Below are 15,630 nucleotides of genomic sequence, written 5' to 3'. Positions count from 1 at the left end.
ACCCCAACACGTACTACGGTTCGGGCCGTCTCGACCCACATGACGGACCACCAGCGCGCGGCAATCGTGACCGGCGCGTCCAGCGGTATCGGGCGAGCGGTTGTCGAGCGGCTCCGAGCGGACTACGACTACGTCGCCTGCTTCGACATCGAGACCGGCGAGATCGACTGGGACGACGAAGGCGTCCACGAGTTCGCGGTCGACGTTCGTGACCCCGACGCGGTCGCGGACGCCGTAGCGGCAGTCGAATCGGTCGCCGACGTGGCGGCGCTCGTGAACAACGCGGGTATCTCGCGGGCCATCTCCCTCGTGGACCTCGACCCCGACGAGTGGGACCGAGTCCTCGGCGTGAACCTCAAGGGCCAGTACGTCGTCGCTCGCGCCGTCGCCCCGGGTATGGTCGAGCGCGGCGAGGGTGCCATCGTCAACGTGTCGAGCGTCGCCGGCCTCCGCGGGAGCGCCACCGGCGGCGTCCACTACTCCTCGTCGAAAGCGGGCGTCTTCGGGTTGACGAAGGGGCTGGCGAAACAGCTCGGCCCCGAGGTACGCGTCAACTGCGTCGCGCCGGGACTCGTCGAGACGTCGCTTCTCACCGAGTCGAACCTCTGGACCGAGGAGGCGCTCGCCGAGTACGCCGCCGAACTCCCGCTCGAACGCATCGGAACGCCCGAGGAAGTCGCCGACGTTGTCGCGTTCCTCTGCGACGGCGCGGGCTACATGACGGGGACGGTGCTGACGGTCGACGGCGGGTCGATGCTCCGGTGACGCGTTGTGCGACGCGGTCGTGGACAACTCTGCACCACGCCGACTGAGTCGAGCGAGTGTCTAAACATATCGGAATACTATTCATACTTGAATACTGTAATCATTGTTCTTCACTCGAACGATTTCGCGCGACTCGCCATCGGTGGCTCTGTCCGGTGCGTCTCGCCGGTGGCCCCGACACGTCTCGCGCGTTAGTCGTGGTAGCGCGGCCTGGCGAGAGCACACAGTGAACCGCTCCGTATCGGCTTCTGAACCGCTCTCAACGTCCTGTGTATCGAGGTGGCGACCGGACGACTGCGGTCGAACTGAGTTCCCGTGTCCGCGGTGGTCGGCGGTAGTCTGCTGTTTCGACGATGACTGCCGACTGAATCTGCTATCCGAGAACCAAGCCGTCGATAACAGGTGTGAGACCGGAGAGATCCGGCGAATAGGGGACGAAGCCGCAGTCATCTGGTCGATGCGAAATCGGTCGATTGGGATGCCGGACGAGAGGACTCATGAAAAACACATATTGAAATTGATTGTCTCATCGAAATCTCAAAGAATTTATAATTTAATTCCGTCGGTCGTCCCGCAACGTTGAGCCTTTCACAACATATTACGCCGCCGGCGCTGTACCGGACGCTCGGGCACAACTATGGACTACGTCAAAGAAGACGACACGGTCGTCGTCAGGCTGGACCCCGGCGAACAGGTCCTCGACTCGCTCGCGACGGTGCGCGACGAGTTCGACATCGAACACGGCTTTCTCACGGGTATCGGCGCGGTCGATTCCGTCACACTCGGCCACTACGACGTGGGCGACCAGGAGTACCTCGAAGAGGAGTTCACGGGCCAGTTCGAGGTGACGAGCTTCCTCGGCAACATCGGCCCCGACAAGATTCACACGCACATCCAGGTCGGTACGCGCGACTTCGAGACGCTCGGCGGCCACTGCTCCGGCGCGCGGGTCTCCGGGACGTTCGAGGTCGTCATCCACCTCGGCGAGACGCCGCTGACCCACCACCTCGACGAACAGACCGGTCTCGACGTGTTCGACATCTGAACTGGCCTGGTCCGGCCCGGAGCGAACTGAGCCGAACTAAACCGAACTGAACCAGACCGAGCGATTCGCGGTGCGGGCACTCGGTCACTTTTTCGTGCGCCTGCTGTGATTCGAGAGCGTCGCGCTCGTCGGGTGACGAGTGGTGATTCGGAGAAAGAAAAGCCGGTGCTGTCAGGGCGTCGGCCGGCGGTGGAGGGCCGAAGCGAGGGGGGCTGGAGGGCGCGTGTCGGCGGACTGGCCGACGCCCCGAGCGCACCGAACGAGGGTTCCGGGGGTCGTCCGCCGACGCGGGTTCCGCCGCGGGGGCGCGACCGGGGACCGCTGGTCGCGCCGCCGTCGGCGGGTCGCAACCGCCGGTCCGTTGGACCGCGGCCGGCGGCAACTATTCGTAGTCGGTAACCCATATTGGCGGTTCCTCGGTAACTACCGTAAGTTACGTGAGTAGCATGAGTACCGTGTGTTTCTCGCGATTCGACGTTTATGGACGTTCTATCGTTCACTCACGGCAGAATATCCTAATCGAATGACTTTCGACACGGGCGGTCGTGGCCGAGAGTGACAAATGAAACGACACCTCCGCGTTCACATCGTCCCCCTGTGGCGCGAACACGACCGCATCGTCGGTCCCATCGAGGACGACCGACCGGACAAGGTCTACCTCCTCGAACACGAGGACCCCGCGGTCGAGCGCCCGACCTACCACGATGCGGTCGTCGACCGAATCGCCGACGTTGTCGGCACCCCACCCGACGTCGAGTATCTCGACCTCTTCGACATGTACGAGGTGATGGGCGCGATTACGACCATCGCCGACTGGCACCCCGACGACTTCGTCCGCGTCAACGTCACCGCCGGTACAAAGCGCGCTGCTGTCGGCGCGACGATGGCCTGCATGGACGAACGCACTGACGCCGAACCGTATGTCGTCGACCCGGAGGTCCGGCCGCACGGCCTCGACGAACCGGTCACGGAGGGGTTCGCACAGGCGTCGCTCCTGACGACCTACCAAATCGACTCGCCCTCCCCGGACCAAGTCGCCGCGCTCGCCATCATCGAGGCCCACGACACCGACGCCAAACACGCGAAAAAGAAGACGCTCATCACCGAAGCGGCCCGTTACGGCCTCGAGTTCATGCGCGGCCGCGTCGACGGCGAGGCGGCCGACTACGAACCCGTCACCGGCGACTACAACGTCCTCGACAACCGCGTCACCGCGACGCTCGAACATCAGGGCTACGTCACCGTCACCCAGCGCGGAACCCGTCGCTACCTCGAACTCACGGAGGAGGGCAGACAGACGCTCCGCGCGTTCCGACACCGCGCCGAGTCGGTCGTCTCGGACCTCGAAGCCCGGACCGGCGACCCCTCCGAGAACGTCGATTTCGCTCTCGACAACCCGGTCGACGCGCTCGTGGAAAACCGGTAGGGCGAGTCGTCGGGATGCGGCCGGGGAAACTGTTAGTACGGTAGCACCGGGACACAAACATGTATGCCCTCCAACATGCAGACGCGCAGAGCCGTCCTCGCGGCCGGCGGTGCGACCGCTCTCGCATCGCTCTCAGGTTGTGTCGCCCGCGCAATCGGTGCCCTCGATGTCGAGCGCGACTACCGACGCGACGCGCCGGTCGGCGACGTGACTGGCGCGTGGCCGACGTACCAGCACGACTTCGCCAACACCGGTTACACCACCGACTCTGGTCCGTCGGCGGACGCGAGCATCGAGCGAATCGCGTCGGGCGACGCCGCGCTCGCCACCTCGGTCGCGCTCGCCGACGGGCGGGGCGTGCTCGGCCACAGCGACGGCGACGGGGAGGACGGCGTCTACCGCGCGCTCGACCTCGATTCCGAGACCGCTCCCGCCGAGTCCGACGACGCGTGGACCGTCGATTACGCGCACGGCAAGTCCACGCCCACGCTCGCCGGGGACGCGATGTTCGTCTCGACCGCCGAGTTCGTCGCGGCCTACGACGCCCGGACTGGCGAGCGGTGCTGGCGGACGAGAAACGGTGGCTACGGGACCTCCGGGAACGCGCCGGTACTCGCAGCGGGTGTGCTCGTCGACGGCGGCGGTTCGACCGTCTTCGGGCGCGACCCGGTGACCGGAAAAGAGCAATGGAGCTACGACGCCGGCGAGGCGTCTCCCGGACTCGTCGCCCGTGACGGCGTCGTCTACACGCCAATCGGCGTCGACCACGAGCAGACCGGCGTCGCCGCAGTCGACGCCGCAACCGGTGAGGAGCGGTGGCGACGCGAGGATCTCCCGCAGAGCGGCGTCCCGCTCGCGGTAGGCGGCTCTCACCTGTACTACAACGCCCACCGCGGGAACGTGTTCGCCCTCGCCCTCGAAGACGGGTCGACGCAGTGGCGGGCGTCAATCCCGCTCCCGGAGAACGGCAGCCCACGGACCGCCGTCGCGGGCGACACGCTCCACGTCCAGACCTCGCGGGGGAGTCTCGCCGCGTTCGACGTGGCTGACGGTGCGACGAAGTGGACGCTGTCGCTCGATGCGGATACGTTCCCCCGACCGCCGGTCGTCGCGGGCGACACCCGATTCGTGGCGAGCGACGACCGCCTCTACGCGATTTCGGCGGCGTCCAGCGATGAACTGTGGTCGAAGGCGCTCGACACGCGGCCTACTGGCGGCCTGTCGGTCCGCGGTTCCGAGATTTACTTCGCCGGAATGGGACGTGCCCCCGGCGTGTTCCGCGTGGCGGACTGACGCCAGCGGGCCGTCACAGGAGTTGCGGACGCCGAGTTTCGCGCCCGAACGACGCGCTCGTCGTCACTCGAACGTGTACGTCCGGTACCGTCGAACCGCGTACCGGTACGAGCCGTAGGTGACGCCGACGGTCACCACGAGGTACAGCCCGAGTCCGGCGGCGAGAAGCGGCGTCGCGGAGAGGTGACCGGTCACGCCGAACCACGTGGCGACGAGGCCGATGACGGTACCGGGGCCGACGACGAACATGAACGCCATCAGCACGAGCGTCGAGGGAACGACGGTCGTCGTGCCCCAGAACTCGCGTTCCTCGTATATCGGGTACGCCGCGCCGATGCCGACCGAGAAGGCCGCCGCGGCGACGCACATGAGGACGCCGACGAACGCGAACCCGACCGCGGACAGCGGCGACGTGCCGAGGGCGACAGTCGCCAGCGGGAGCGCCGTGGCGACCGGAACGCCGAGAATCACGCCGGCGAGCACGCGACCGCGGACCAGCGTCCGGGGCGCGGTCGGAGTCAACAGCAACATCGGAAACTGCGGGTGGTCGTCGCCGATGGGGTTGAGGCCGAACGTCGCGCCCGCGAGGTAGGTTCCTAGGCCGGCCCCGCTCGCGGCGAGCAGCGGGCCGAGGCCGTCGGCCGAGGACTGGACGATGGTCGTCCCGAGCGGGCCGAGGAAGAATACCAGCATCACGAGGTGCGTGAACTTCTGCGGGTGGCGGACGCCGCGGACGAGCAGGCCCCACGCGACGTGGCCCCCGTTCGTCCCTGCGAGCGGTTTCGGCGTCGAGAAGCCGCCGGACGAGCTATCAGCCTTCGCGCTCGGCACCGACGAGACTCGGTCGCTTCCGCTCGTGCGGTCGGTGAACCAGAGGGCGCTCGCCTGCCGGGTGGCGACGACGAGGCCGACGGGCGTGAGTGCGACGATAGCCACGAAGGTGACGATGGCGGCCGCCGAGAACGGTCGGGCGAGCGGGGTCCCGACGAATGCGAACGCGAGGTAGTCTGCGAGCGGCCCGAACGTCAGCGTCGCCGCCAGCCACTCGAGCGGGAGCAACCCCTCGGCCAGCAACCGACCGAACGACTGCGAGACGAGGACGAGTCCCACCATCGCGACGAAGCCGACGACCTTGAGCGTGCGCCGGACGCCGGGCAGGCGCTTGAACCCGCGAAGCACGGCGACGCCGACCGCGTAGCCCCAGACGGTCGTACAGCACGCCAGCGGGGCCGCGACGACGGCCGCCGTGAGCAACAGCGACGGCGCGCCGAGACCGGCCGTGAACGTCGCGGCGACGACTGCCAGCGGGAGTCCGAACCAGAGACCAATCCGACCGATTTCGGCGGTGATAAGCCCGATGACGACGGCCCGCGGATGAACCGTCGTGAGCACGAGCGACTCGTTTTCGACGCGGCCGATGCGTTCGAGCGTTCGGAACGCCGCGAGGAGCGTGAGCCCCACCGGTATCGCGGTGGCGACGAGGTCGAAGAAGGGAATCTCGGTCACGGACTGCGCGCCCCGGCCGACGACGTAGACGGCTGGGAGCGAAAACAGGAGGGTGCCACCGAAGAACAGCAAGAGCAACAGGAGGCCGATGATTCGGCGCGTCTCGGAGGCGTACCCCCGGAGACTCCGCACGAACTCGGCGCGCCCGATTCGCAGGCCGTGGCGAACGTCTCGTCGGAGGCTCATTCGTCGGCGACACCCGACAGTTGCGTCTCGTCGCTCGTGACCGCGAGGAACGCGTCTTCGAGCGAGCCCTCGCCGCCCGTCTGGGCGCGCGATTTCACCTCGTCGGGCGTCCCCTCGGCGACGACGCGACCGTCGAACAGGACGCCGACCTCGTCGGCGACGGCCTCGACTACGGGGAGGATGTGCGTCGAGAGGAAGACCGTCGCCCCCGAGTCGGCTACGTCGCCGATGGAGGTCCGAATCTGTCTCGCCGCGCGGGGGTCGAGTCCGGAGGTCGGCTCGTCGAGAAACAGCACGTCCGGTTCGTGGAGCACGCTCTGGATGAACGCGGTCTTCTGTTTCATCCCCTTCGAGTACGTGCCGATGCGCTTGTTCGCGTCGCCGACGAGACCGAACTGGTCGAGCAGGTCGTCGATGCGTGCCTCGGCGGTCTCCGACGGGATGTCGCGCAGGTCGGCGACGTAGTCGAGCTGCTCGCGGGCGCTGAACTCGTCGTACAGCGGCGGCGTCTCCGGGAGGTAGCCGACGTGCGGCGCGAGTTTCCTACGGTCGCTCACGTCGAGTCCACAGATACGGACCGACCCCGAGGTGGGCTGTGAGAGCCCCGTCAGGATGCGCATCGTCGTCGTCTTCCCCGCGCCGTTCGGCCCGAGGAATCCGTACACCGTTCCGCTCGGAATCGACAGCGAGACGTCGTCGAGCGCGACCTCGGAACCGTAGGACTTCCTGAGGTCAGTCGCTTCGATGGCGACGTCCGCGTTGGTGGAGGGCATGGGACGGCCCGCGTTTCGCCCCCCGGACGCCTAACGGTTGCGAATTGATACACGACCGACAGAAATGGCGGTGGTTCGCGGCGGCGTCAGGCGCTTACTCCCTCGGAGTTCGCCGGTCGAATCGACCGGTAGAATGCGGTCGAGTAGGCGGCGAAGAAACCACCGACGAGACCGCTGACGAGCACGAGTCCGACCGCGATGGCGACCATGCCGACGACGCCGACCGCCGGGAGACTCGAAAACGCCGACGCGGCGGTCGCGCCGGTTCCCGACCCGGCCACCGCCGCCCCCTGATGCTGGAGCGACGGGGTGAGAAGGAGTGAGGCCACGCCGCCGACCATGCCGGCCAGAAGGCCGCCGAGGCCGACGATGATGGAGTAACCGAACACCGACACGAGGTTGTTCCTGACGCATGAGATGCTGCGCTTGATGCCGTCGACCGCGCCGAGGTCGTCGATGACGATGGCGTGGCCGAAGAACTGCGAGACGAACACCACGGCGAGGTAGGTGAGGGTCACGGCGAGGACGATGATGCCCAGAACCGCGAGCGTGGCGGTCCCCGGCTGGGTGCTACTGCCGATGACGAGGAGGCCCAAGAACAGCGTCGCGAAGACGCCGACGAACGCCAACACGAGGTTGACGGCAAGGAGGCCGAAGTAGACCGCGAGCAGCGAGACGTAGTTCGACTTCCCCTCGCTGACGAGCGTGCCGAGCGAGGTTCGACCGTCGATGGCCTCGTTGGCCATGCCGAGGACGCCGCCGAGGAAGAACGGGACGACGAACACGGTGAGGCCGCTGAACCCCAGCGAGATGATGCTTCCGATGACCGGGCTGACCGCCTGCGCGAACATCGACGGGAGTTGGACGAGGCTGAACGCTGCGGCGACGACGAACAGTATCGGGTTCCGCCTGAGAGAGCCGGCGGCTGTGCCGATGGCTTGGAGGGCTGCCATACTGGTCACGTCTCCACATCGAGCAAAGAAAGTTTGGTTGACAGGTCTTCTCACCCGTCCGCTCACCGGCACGAAAACTGAGTGTAGGCGGGCACGAGACGGGCTATCTCCCCGAAATCGTGATTACACGTGTACCCCTGTAATCATCTAACTCACGCGTGACTGGTTCGGGCACAGGGCGGGAGTCTCGTCCTCACCGACCCCGACGACGAACGCCCTAACTCAGCCGAACGATGGCGCTCCGGCCGGCGAAGTAGACGCCGCCCCCGGCGACGCTCGGGCCGATGTCGAAGCGTTGGCGTTTGCCTCCGATTAGTTCCTGTTGCGTATTCCCGGTCGGGGCGTCGAGGACGGTCATCGAGCCGCCTCCGTCGTCGTGCGTCGGGACGAACACCTTCCCCGCGCCGACGGCGATGCCGCTCGCGTAGCCCCCGGCGTAGCTCCGGTTGTCCCAACAGCGGGTCCCGTCCGCCAGCGCGAGCGTGACCAGTCGGTCGTCGGTCGCGACGTACACTCGACTGCCGTCGGTCGCGATGGTCTCGGGTTGCCTCGGTCGGCGTTCGTCCCTCGTCTTCCTCGGTTCGAGCCGGTAGCGCCAGCGCTCCTCGCCGGTCTCGGCATCGAATCCGAGCACGCTTCCGGCCCCGGTCCCGACGAGGACGGTACCCTCGACCACCGAGACGTTACACGCGATTCGGGAGCTCGTCTTCGCGCGCCAGCGCTCCGTCCCGTCGGCCGCGGCCAGCGCCCGGACGTAGGTGTCGTCGCCGGCGGCGTAGACGGTGTCGCCGGCCACCGCGGGCGTCGAGTCGGAGGGGAACCCGGTCGCGGCCCGCCAGCGGGTCTCGCCGGTTGAGCGCGCCAACGCGTGGGTCGCCACGCCCGACTGGACGTAGACGGTGTCGCCCGCGACGATGGGACTCGCGCCGAAGATGTCGCCGTCGAGGTCTTCTCGCTTCCAGCGCCGGTCTCCCGTCGCCGCGTCGAACGCGTGGGTCTCCGCGTTGGTCACGACGACGAGCGTCCCGCCGCCGACTGCGGGCGCGGGTTCGGGGTCGGTGAGCGGTCTGGTCCACACCCGCTCGCCGGTCGCGGCGTCGACCGCGGAGAGTTCGTCGTCCATGTCGTGGACGTAGACGGTGCCATCGGCGACGACCGGAACGTGGTGGCCCACGTAGGTCTCGACGGGGGCCGTCCAGTCGACGGTGAGGTCGCCCTCGGGGACCGCCTCGGCCGCGACGGCCCCGGTGTTCGTCGCCGGGCCCATCACCCCGCGCCAGTCTGTCGTCGCCGGTTCGACGGGGTCGTACTCGGGGCACTCCCCGTTCGTCGGGTTGTGCTCCGACCGCGTTCCGAGACAGCCCGCCACGCCAACGGCGGCGGCGCTTCCGAGACTCGCCAAGAACCGTCGCCGAGTCGGTCGCTTGCCGGTGTCGGTCATGCGACCTTCACCACCCCGTGGTGCGCGTGTGTCAGATACATCGCGTCCCCGGTGACGACCGGCGACGCCACCGGCCGCCTGTAGTACGGTTCGGCGAAGTAGTTCCCGGTCCGGAGCCACTCGTCGGCGTCGCCGCCCCACAGCCGCGCCCCGTCGGCGGCGGAGACCGCTCCGGTCCGGATGTAGACCCGTCCGTCGGCGACGGGGGGACGAGCGAGATACGGGAGTACCGTCGGGTCGCGGTCGTGGCTCGGCGGCGCTTCGTTCACCACGCGCCATTGTTCGATGCCCTCGCTCCGCGAGAGCGCATAGAGGTTCTTCGCGCCGACGTAGACCCGCTCGTCGTCGACCGTCGGCGGGCCTGCCACCGCCGAGCCGGTTACGAACTGCCACCGTCGCTCGCCGGTGTCGGGGTCCAGCGCGTAGACGGTTCCGCCGACGGTCGCGTACAGCGCGTCGTCGGTGACGGCGAGACCGTTGGGCGACCGGCCGTACCGCCCGTCGAGCACCGTCCGCCAGCGCCGCCCGCCGCCGTGGTCGTAGCCGAGGACGACGACCGCCTCGCGCTCCCGCTCGAACGGCGTGAAGGCGGCGTAGACGCCGCGGTCGTCGGCGACGGGCATCGTGGTTTCGACCGGTTCGTCCGGTCCGACGAGGAGCTCCGTCGGCCCCGGCCGGTCGGCGGCCCACAGCCGGCTCCCGTCGCTTCCGACGGCGTGCAGGCGACCGCTCCCGCTTTCGACGTATAGCCGGTTCCCGTACGCGGTCGGCGTGCCGAGCCGGCCGCCGAGGTCCACAGTCCACTCGCTTGACCCGTCGGCACCGACGGCGTGGAGCGTGCCGTCGTAACCGCCGATGACGACGGTTCCGGAGCCGTCGCCGGCGACTGCGGGGCTGCCGCCGAGTCCGTCCGCGAAGCCTTCGACCCAGCGGACCGAGCCGGACGCGGCGTCGATTGCGGCCAGCGGGCTCACGAAGTCGTCCGGCCTGTAGTAGTGGGTAGCGAGCCCGGCGACGTAGACGGTGCCGTCGGCGACGACCGGCGGGGAGAGCGCGCCGTAGAGCGGCGGGTCGGCGGTGCTCCGCGAGACGCTCCACGAGACGGTTCCCTCGGTCGGGCCGGCGGGTGCGTGACCCGTCGCCTGCGGGTCGTAGCCGGCAGTCGGCCACGCCGTCGTCGGCGCGTCGAACGTCGCGTCCGGAGTCGGCGGGGAACCGCCACAGCCGGCGAGGCCACTCACGAGCGCGGCTCCGCCGGCGGCCAGCACCTCGCGTCTGGAGAGCATACGCCCGCCGTCTCGGCGCGGGATAAAAACCTTCGTGGCTCCTCGCTCGGGGCCTGCCGGCCGCGGCCGGTCGCACCGCCGTCGAAACCAACAGGAGTATTATCAGCCGGTACACACGTCCTCGCTGATGCCCTCCTATTCGCGACGCGACGCGCTGAAGACGATTCCGGCGCTCGCCGCCGGACTCGCCGGCTGTGCGAGCCTCACGGGCCGCGACGACTCGCTCCCGATGCCGACCGCGTGGACGGCGGGCGTGCGAACTCCGACCCGCGCCCTGCGCCCGTCGTCCGGGCCCTTGCTCGTCGGAACCGGGAGCCCGTTTCACGCCGACCCGATGGTGTCCGCGCTCGACCCCGAGACCGGCGAGGAGCGCTGGGCGGTGACCGGCCGGAAGGGCTACCGGTCGCCGCTCGGCGTCGACGACCAGTATGCGTACCTGTTTTCGAAGGCGGGACGAGCCACGGCGGTCGATTACGAGGCAGGCGAGCGAGCGTGGAACATCGGGCTGACGGGCGTCGGTAGCGCCGACCCGGGCGTCGTTCAGTATCCACCTGTCGTCGCCGACGACACCGTCGTCTTCCCCATCTCGGGCACGGAAAACGACGTGGTAGACCGACTGCTCGGACTGTCCCGCGAGGAGGGCGACCGGCGCTTCCGCGCCGAACTGCCGGCCTCGCTCGCCGGCGCGCCCGCTTTCGTATCCGCCGGTGACAGCTCCGATGCCGGCGTCGTCGCGCCTGTCCTCGACGGAACGCTCCGTCGGTTCGCCACCGATGGCTCCGAATCGTGGCGCGTCGACGTGGGTCCGTCGCCGTCGTCGGTGACAGTCGCCGGCGACACCGTCTTCGTCGGGAGTGCGACCGAGGAACTGCTGGCGCTCGACGCGGCGACCGGCGAGATTCGGTGGCGCGCGTCACTCCGAAACACCGTGTTCGCCCGGCCGCTCGTCTCCGACGGCCGCGTGTACGTCGGCGGCGCGGACTACTTCCTGTACGCCTTCGACGCCGAGACCGGGACCCGACTGTGGCGGCGCGAACTGGCCGGCCCCGTGACCTGCGGGCCGACCCGCGTCGGCGACCGACTGGTGACCGTCGTGGGGTCGGACATCCTCGTCCGGGGACACAGCGGGACCGTCCCGTTCGACCCGACCGTGCTGTACGTCCACGCGACCGACGGAACCCTCCTCGGCGACTACCGGTTCGAAGGCTACCACGACGGCGGCACGGTGAACTGGGCCGTCGCCGCGGGCGACGGCGTCTACGTCGGACAGGAGTGGCAACTCGCCCGCCTCGACCCGGAGGTGCTCGATGCCGAGTGAGCCCCCGGAGCGGACGGGTTCGACCGGGAACCGGGACCGAAACGTCTCCCGTCGCGAGGTGCTCGGCGGCCTCGCGGCCGTCGGTTCGCTCGCCGTCGCCGGCTGTAGTTCGATTCCCGGACTCGGCGGGAGACGACCGGTCTGGCGACGCGACATCGACGGCGCGTTCATGGCTGGCCCGCTCGCCGTCACCGACGGGCTCGTCCTCGCCGGGATGCAGGACAAGGCGCTGTACGGTCTGCGGCGCGAGGACGGGTCGACCGAACTTCGGTTCGAGACGGGCGGCCCGATAGAGACGCGCCCTGTCGCCCCGCCGTCCGGCGGCCCATACCACGTCCACAGCACCGATGGCGACCTCTACGCCGTCGATTCGTCGGGCGACGAACTGTGGCGCGACGAGGGCACGGCCCACCGAGCGCGACTCGTCCGCACCGAGTCGCTCGTCGCCGAACTCGACTTCGCGGGCCCGGAGAACACGCTCACGGGCTACGACCCGCAGACCGGCGACCGACGCTTCGAACTGGCCGTCTCGTCGTATCTCCTCGACGGTGTCACCGACGACTCGGTCGTGGCTCGCGTGCCGGTGAACGAGACCGAATCGCGCGTCGTCTCGCTCTCACCGTCGGATGGAAGCACCCGGTGGCAGACCGAATCTGAGCGGTGGCTCCCCAACGTGGCCGCAGACTCCCGACTCGTCGTCGCCGTGTGGGACGGAACGTTGGTGGCCTACGAACCGTCCGACGGGAGCGTTCGGTGGCGGACTCCCATCGGCGACGCCGGGCGCACGATGGTCCTCGGGTCGCAGGTGTACCTCACCCGCGACCGACCGGACGGCCGTCAGGGACTGCTCGCGTTCGACCGCGAGACGGGCGAGAAACGGTGGGCGAACCCTACCGGCTACCAGATTCGGGCGGTCGAGGCCACGGACGACGCGGTGTTCGTCGGGAGCCGCGTCGACGACCCCGACGGCGGGATTCTCGGCCGAGTCGACTGCTTCGGCCTCGACGGCACGCGGCGGTGGCACACCGTGACCGGACTTCCGTCGCTCGACTCGCTCGCCGTCACGGGCTCTCGTGTCGTCCCCGCTTGGGACCGTGGCTTCGAGGTTTTGGCCCGAGAGACTGGCGAGACGCGGTGGGCGTACGAGTCCGAATCGCACAGCCGGCTTTCGCTCCGCGTCGAGCAGGCGTCGGTGTTCGCCTCGTACGTCGACGACGGCGCAGTCGCGCGGTTCCCGCTGGACTGAGTCTCGCTCGGCGCTGGCGGCGCGGCGTCGTGGCGGCGCGGCGTCGTGGCGGCGCGCGGCGCACCCACCAACTTATTGGTGCGCCGAGGAGATACTGCGCCAACGAGGAGCACGAACCGATGGACGACACACGCCACGCACCCCCGCTGGAGCGCCTCGTCGAGTCAGTCGACGCCCGCGCCTACGAGACGGTGAGCGACTCTCTCGGGGAACTCCTGACGGCGTCGCCGGAAGACCGAAAGCGGGCGCTCCGAGCGCTTCGACGCCTCGCGGACGAACACCCGACCGCGTTCGAGTCGTTCCTCCCCGACGTCACGCCGTTTCTCACTGACGACGACCGCGCCGTCCGACTACTGACCGCGAAGGCGCTCGTCACAGTCGCGTCGGCCGCCCCCGACGCGGTCGCTCCCGCCGTTCCGTCGCTCGCCGAGCGACTCGCCGACGAGGACGAGTTCTACTACGTCCGCGCCCGGTCGGCCGAGGCGCTGGGCTACGTCGCGCTCGAACACCCCGACGCGGTCGCCTCACCGGCGGTGCTCGCGGACCTCCGCGTCGGCCTCTCGTTCGACGAACCCGAGGTGAAACAGAAGTTGGCGAAGGCGCTCGAATGCGTCGCGCTCGGCGACCCCGGCCGGCTTCGCCACCGCGTCTCGACGCTCGCCGAACACCTCGACGACCGGGACGAACTCGTCCGCTATCACCTCTGTACGGCGGTGGTGGTCGTCGGCTGCGGCGCGCCGGATTCGCTCGCCGAGGCTCGGGCAGCGCTCTCGGCTCGGCTCGCTGACGAGAACGCCTTCGTCCGGGGCCGCGCCGCCGAAGCGCTCGGACTGTTGGCCCGCGAGAGCGGCGAGGCGGTTCGGGTACTGGCTCCGGTGCTCGACGCGGAATCCGACGAGGCGGCCGAGTTCGTCGCCGAACGGGTCCGATTTCTCCGGGCCGCGTCGGAGGAGGGCTCCGCGGAGTCACCGGTCGAAAGCGTTGGGTCGCTGGCCGGCGTTCGGGCGACGACCGACGACGCGGTCACGGAGATTACGTCGCCAGACGCCGACGGGGAGTGCCCCCACTGCGGCGTCGACCTCCCCGAGGGCGCGCCACCGATGTGTCCGAGCTGCGGCGCTCCGTACTGAAGTCGAGAGAGCGGTACTTCCGGTGTTCTCCGAGAGTTACCGCGTCTTGTCGCCGACGGCGGTGAGCGTCGTTGGGTCGTTTCAGTCGTCTGCGTCGGTTGCCGTCTCGGTCTCTAACTCGGCTGAAACAGGGGACAGGCCGTGGGCGAGTGCGTCGCCTGACGCCGTACCGAAGAGATGGACGTTCCCCCGGTCTATCACGACTTCGACGTCCGTGTCTTCTCGAATCGTCGAGTCGGGTTCAACGCTCATCAGCAGCTGGTCATCGGTTCTCGATTGATCCATCGATGTGCGGCGTTCGCCCAACAGCATGTACGCGAATATCTCGTCACCCATTGGTTCGAGAATATCGACACGCGTGGAGATGAGCGAAGAGGGGTCTTCCACTTCGACGCGCGTTCCGCCGGGATAGATATCTTCGGGACGAATCCCGACAGTCACCTCGTCGCCCACGTCCACAGCCTTGACAGACGCCGGATCGAACGCGAGCGAGAAGTTCGCCGTCGAAAGCGAGTCCTCTGTGACCGTCGCCTCGGCGAAGTTCATCGAGGGCGAGCCGATGAAGCCCGCGACGAACAGGTTCGCTGGCTCGTTGTAACAGACGAGCGGCGGGTCGATCTGCTGGAGCTGTCCGGAGTCGAGGACGGCGATACGGTCCGAGAGCGTCATTGCTTCCTCTTGGTCGTGGGTGACGTAGATGATGGTCGTGTCCAGTTCCTTGTGTAGCCGCTGGAGTTCGGTCCGCATGTGGACCTTGAGCTTCGCGTCGAGGTTCGCCAGCGGCTCGTCCATGAGAAAGACATCGGGCTCACGGACGATGGCGCGGGCGATGGCGACGCGCTGTCGCTGCCCGCCGGACATCTCGTCGGGCATGCGTTCGAGCATCCCCTGCAACTGGACGATTTCGGCGGCGCGCTCGACGCGGCGCTCGATTTCCTCCTTGTCGTAGTTGCGGAGGCGGAGCCCGAAGGAGATGTTGTCGTAGACGTCCATGTGGGGGAACAGCGCGATGTTCTGGAACACCATCGCCACCCCGCGGTCCTTCGGCGGGAGGTTCGTCACCTCACGGTCGCCGATGTGGATTTCGCCCTCACTCGGCTTCGTGAGTCCAGCGATACTTTCCATCGTCGTCGACTTCCCACATCCCGACGGGCCGACAAAACAGATGAATTCGCCGTGGTCGATGTCGAGGTTCATGTCGTCGACCGCCGTTACGTCGTCGTAGTGCTTGCTTACGTGTTCGAGTCGTACTCGTGCCATTG

Annotated in this window: 13 protein-coding genes; 7 read left to right on the top strand and 6 right to left on the bottom strand. The window is 68.3% G+C overall.

All coding sequences use genetic code 11. The annotated features are described in order from the left end of the window. Positions 1 to 39: 39 nt before the first annotated feature. The 4 genes from C5B90_RS14980 (at position 40) to C5B90_RS14965 (ending at position 4,529) form a co-directional block, all read left to right on the top strand. Entirely contained in the window at positions 40 to 765 is a 726-nt protein-coding gene (locus C5B90_RS14980; RefSeq protein WP_115882741.1) for an SDR family NAD(P)-dependent oxidoreductase, read from the top strand. A gap of 637 nt (positions 766 to 1,402) precedes the next feature. Beyond that, on the top strand, positions 1,403 to 1,810 hold the full coding sequence (locus tag C5B90_RS14975) for a PPC domain-containing DNA-binding protein (RefSeq protein ID WP_042663361.1): 408 nt from the start codon (positions 1,403 to 1,405) through the stop codon (positions 1,808 to 1,810). Positions 1,811 to 2,372: 562 nt separating this feature from the next. Next, positions 2,373 to 3,236, top strand: coding sequence for a DUF6293 family protein (locus tag C5B90_RS14970; protein WP_115882739.1), 864 nt, complete (start codon positions 2,373 to 2,375; stop codon positions 3,234 to 3,236). Between the two features lie 63 nt (positions 3,237 to 3,299). Continuing rightward, positions 3,300 to 4,529 (top strand): PQQ-binding-like beta-propeller repeat protein, encoded by a 1,230-nt coding sequence (locus C5B90_RS14965; RefSeq protein WP_115882737.1) that lies wholly within the window; start codon positions 3,300 to 3,302, stop codon positions 4,527 to 4,529. Positions 4,530 to 4,592: 63 nt separating this feature from the next. On the opposite strand, the gene C5B90_RS14960 is transcribed toward C5B90_RS14965, so the two are convergent. The 5 genes from C5B90_RS14960 to C5B90_RS14940 form a co-directional block, all read right to left on the bottom strand. Then, complete coding sequence (locus tag C5B90_RS14960; protein ID WP_115882735.1) at positions 4,593 to 6,221, bottom strand: hypothetical protein; 1,629 nt, start codon at positions 6,219 to 6,221, stop codon at positions 4,593 to 4,595. Further along, positions 6,218 to 6,994 (bottom strand): ABC transporter ATP-binding protein, encoded by a 777-nt coding sequence (locus tag C5B90_RS14955; protein WP_115882733.1) that lies wholly within the window; start codon positions 6,992 to 6,994, stop codon positions 6,218 to 6,220. Before C5B90_RS14955 ends, C5B90_RS14960 begins: the two co-directional genes overlap by 4 nt. Before the next feature lie 86 nt (positions 6,995 to 7,080). Then, positions 7,081 to 7,947, bottom strand: coding sequence for a hypothetical protein (locus C5B90_RS14950; RefSeq protein ID WP_115882731.1), 867 nt, complete (start codon positions 7,945 to 7,947; stop codon positions 7,081 to 7,083). Positions 7,948 to 8,164: 217 nt separating this feature from the next. Beyond that, positions 8,165 to 9,388 (bottom strand): PQQ-binding-like beta-propeller repeat protein, encoded by a 1,224-nt coding sequence (locus C5B90_RS14945; RefSeq protein WP_115882729.1) that lies wholly within the window; start codon positions 9,386 to 9,388, stop codon positions 8,165 to 8,167. Beyond that, entirely contained in the window at positions 9,385 to 10,674 is a 1,290-nt protein-coding gene (locus C5B90_RS14940; protein ID WP_115882727.1) for a PQQ-like beta-propeller repeat protein, read from the bottom strand. The genes C5B90_RS14945 and C5B90_RS14940 overlap by 4 nt, the downstream gene beginning before the upstream one ends. Before the next feature lie 127 nt (positions 10,675 to 10,801). On the opposite strand from C5B90_RS14940, the gene C5B90_RS14935 reads away from it, so the two are divergent. The 3 genes from C5B90_RS14935 to C5B90_RS14925 all read left to right on the top strand — a co-directional run bounded on the left by C5B90_RS14935 (position 10,802) and on the right by C5B90_RS14925 (position 14,368). Further along, on the top strand, positions 10,802 to 11,992 hold the full coding sequence (locus C5B90_RS14935; RefSeq protein WP_115882725.1) for a PQQ-binding-like beta-propeller repeat protein: 1,191 nt from the start codon (positions 10,802 to 10,804) through the stop codon (positions 11,990 to 11,992). Then, on the top strand, positions 11,982 to 13,238 hold the full coding sequence (locus C5B90_RS14930) for a PQQ-binding-like beta-propeller repeat protein (RefSeq protein WP_115882723.1): 1,257 nt from the start codon (positions 11,982 to 11,984) through the stop codon (positions 13,236 to 13,238). The genes C5B90_RS14935 and C5B90_RS14930 overlap by 11 nt, the downstream gene beginning before the upstream one ends. Positions 13,239 to 13,357: 119 nt before the next feature. Next, positions 13,358 to 14,368, top strand: coding sequence for a zinc ribbon domain-containing protein (locus C5B90_RS14925; RefSeq protein WP_115882721.1), 1,011 nt, complete (start codon positions 13,358 to 13,360; stop codon positions 14,366 to 14,368). Between the two features lie 81 nt (positions 14,369 to 14,449). Here the strand turns inward: C5B90_RS14925 and C5B90_RS14920 are convergent, their stop codons facing one another. Beyond that, positions 14,450 to 15,628 carry an ABC transporter ATP-binding protein gene (locus C5B90_RS14920; protein ID WP_115882719.1) on the bottom strand — a complete coding sequence of 393 codons (1,179 nt, stop codon included), beginning with the start codon at positions 15,626 to 15,628 and terminating at the stop codon, positions 14,450 to 14,452. Positions 15,629 to 15,630 lie beyond the last annotated feature (2 nt).

The sequence above is a fragment of the Haloferax sp. Atlit-12N genome, assembly GCF_003383095.1.
Taxonomy (GTDB): domain Archaea; phylum Halobacteriota; class Halobacteria; order Halobacteriales; family Haloferacaceae; genus Haloferax.
This window is presented reverse-complemented; position numbering and strand designations above follow the sequence as displayed.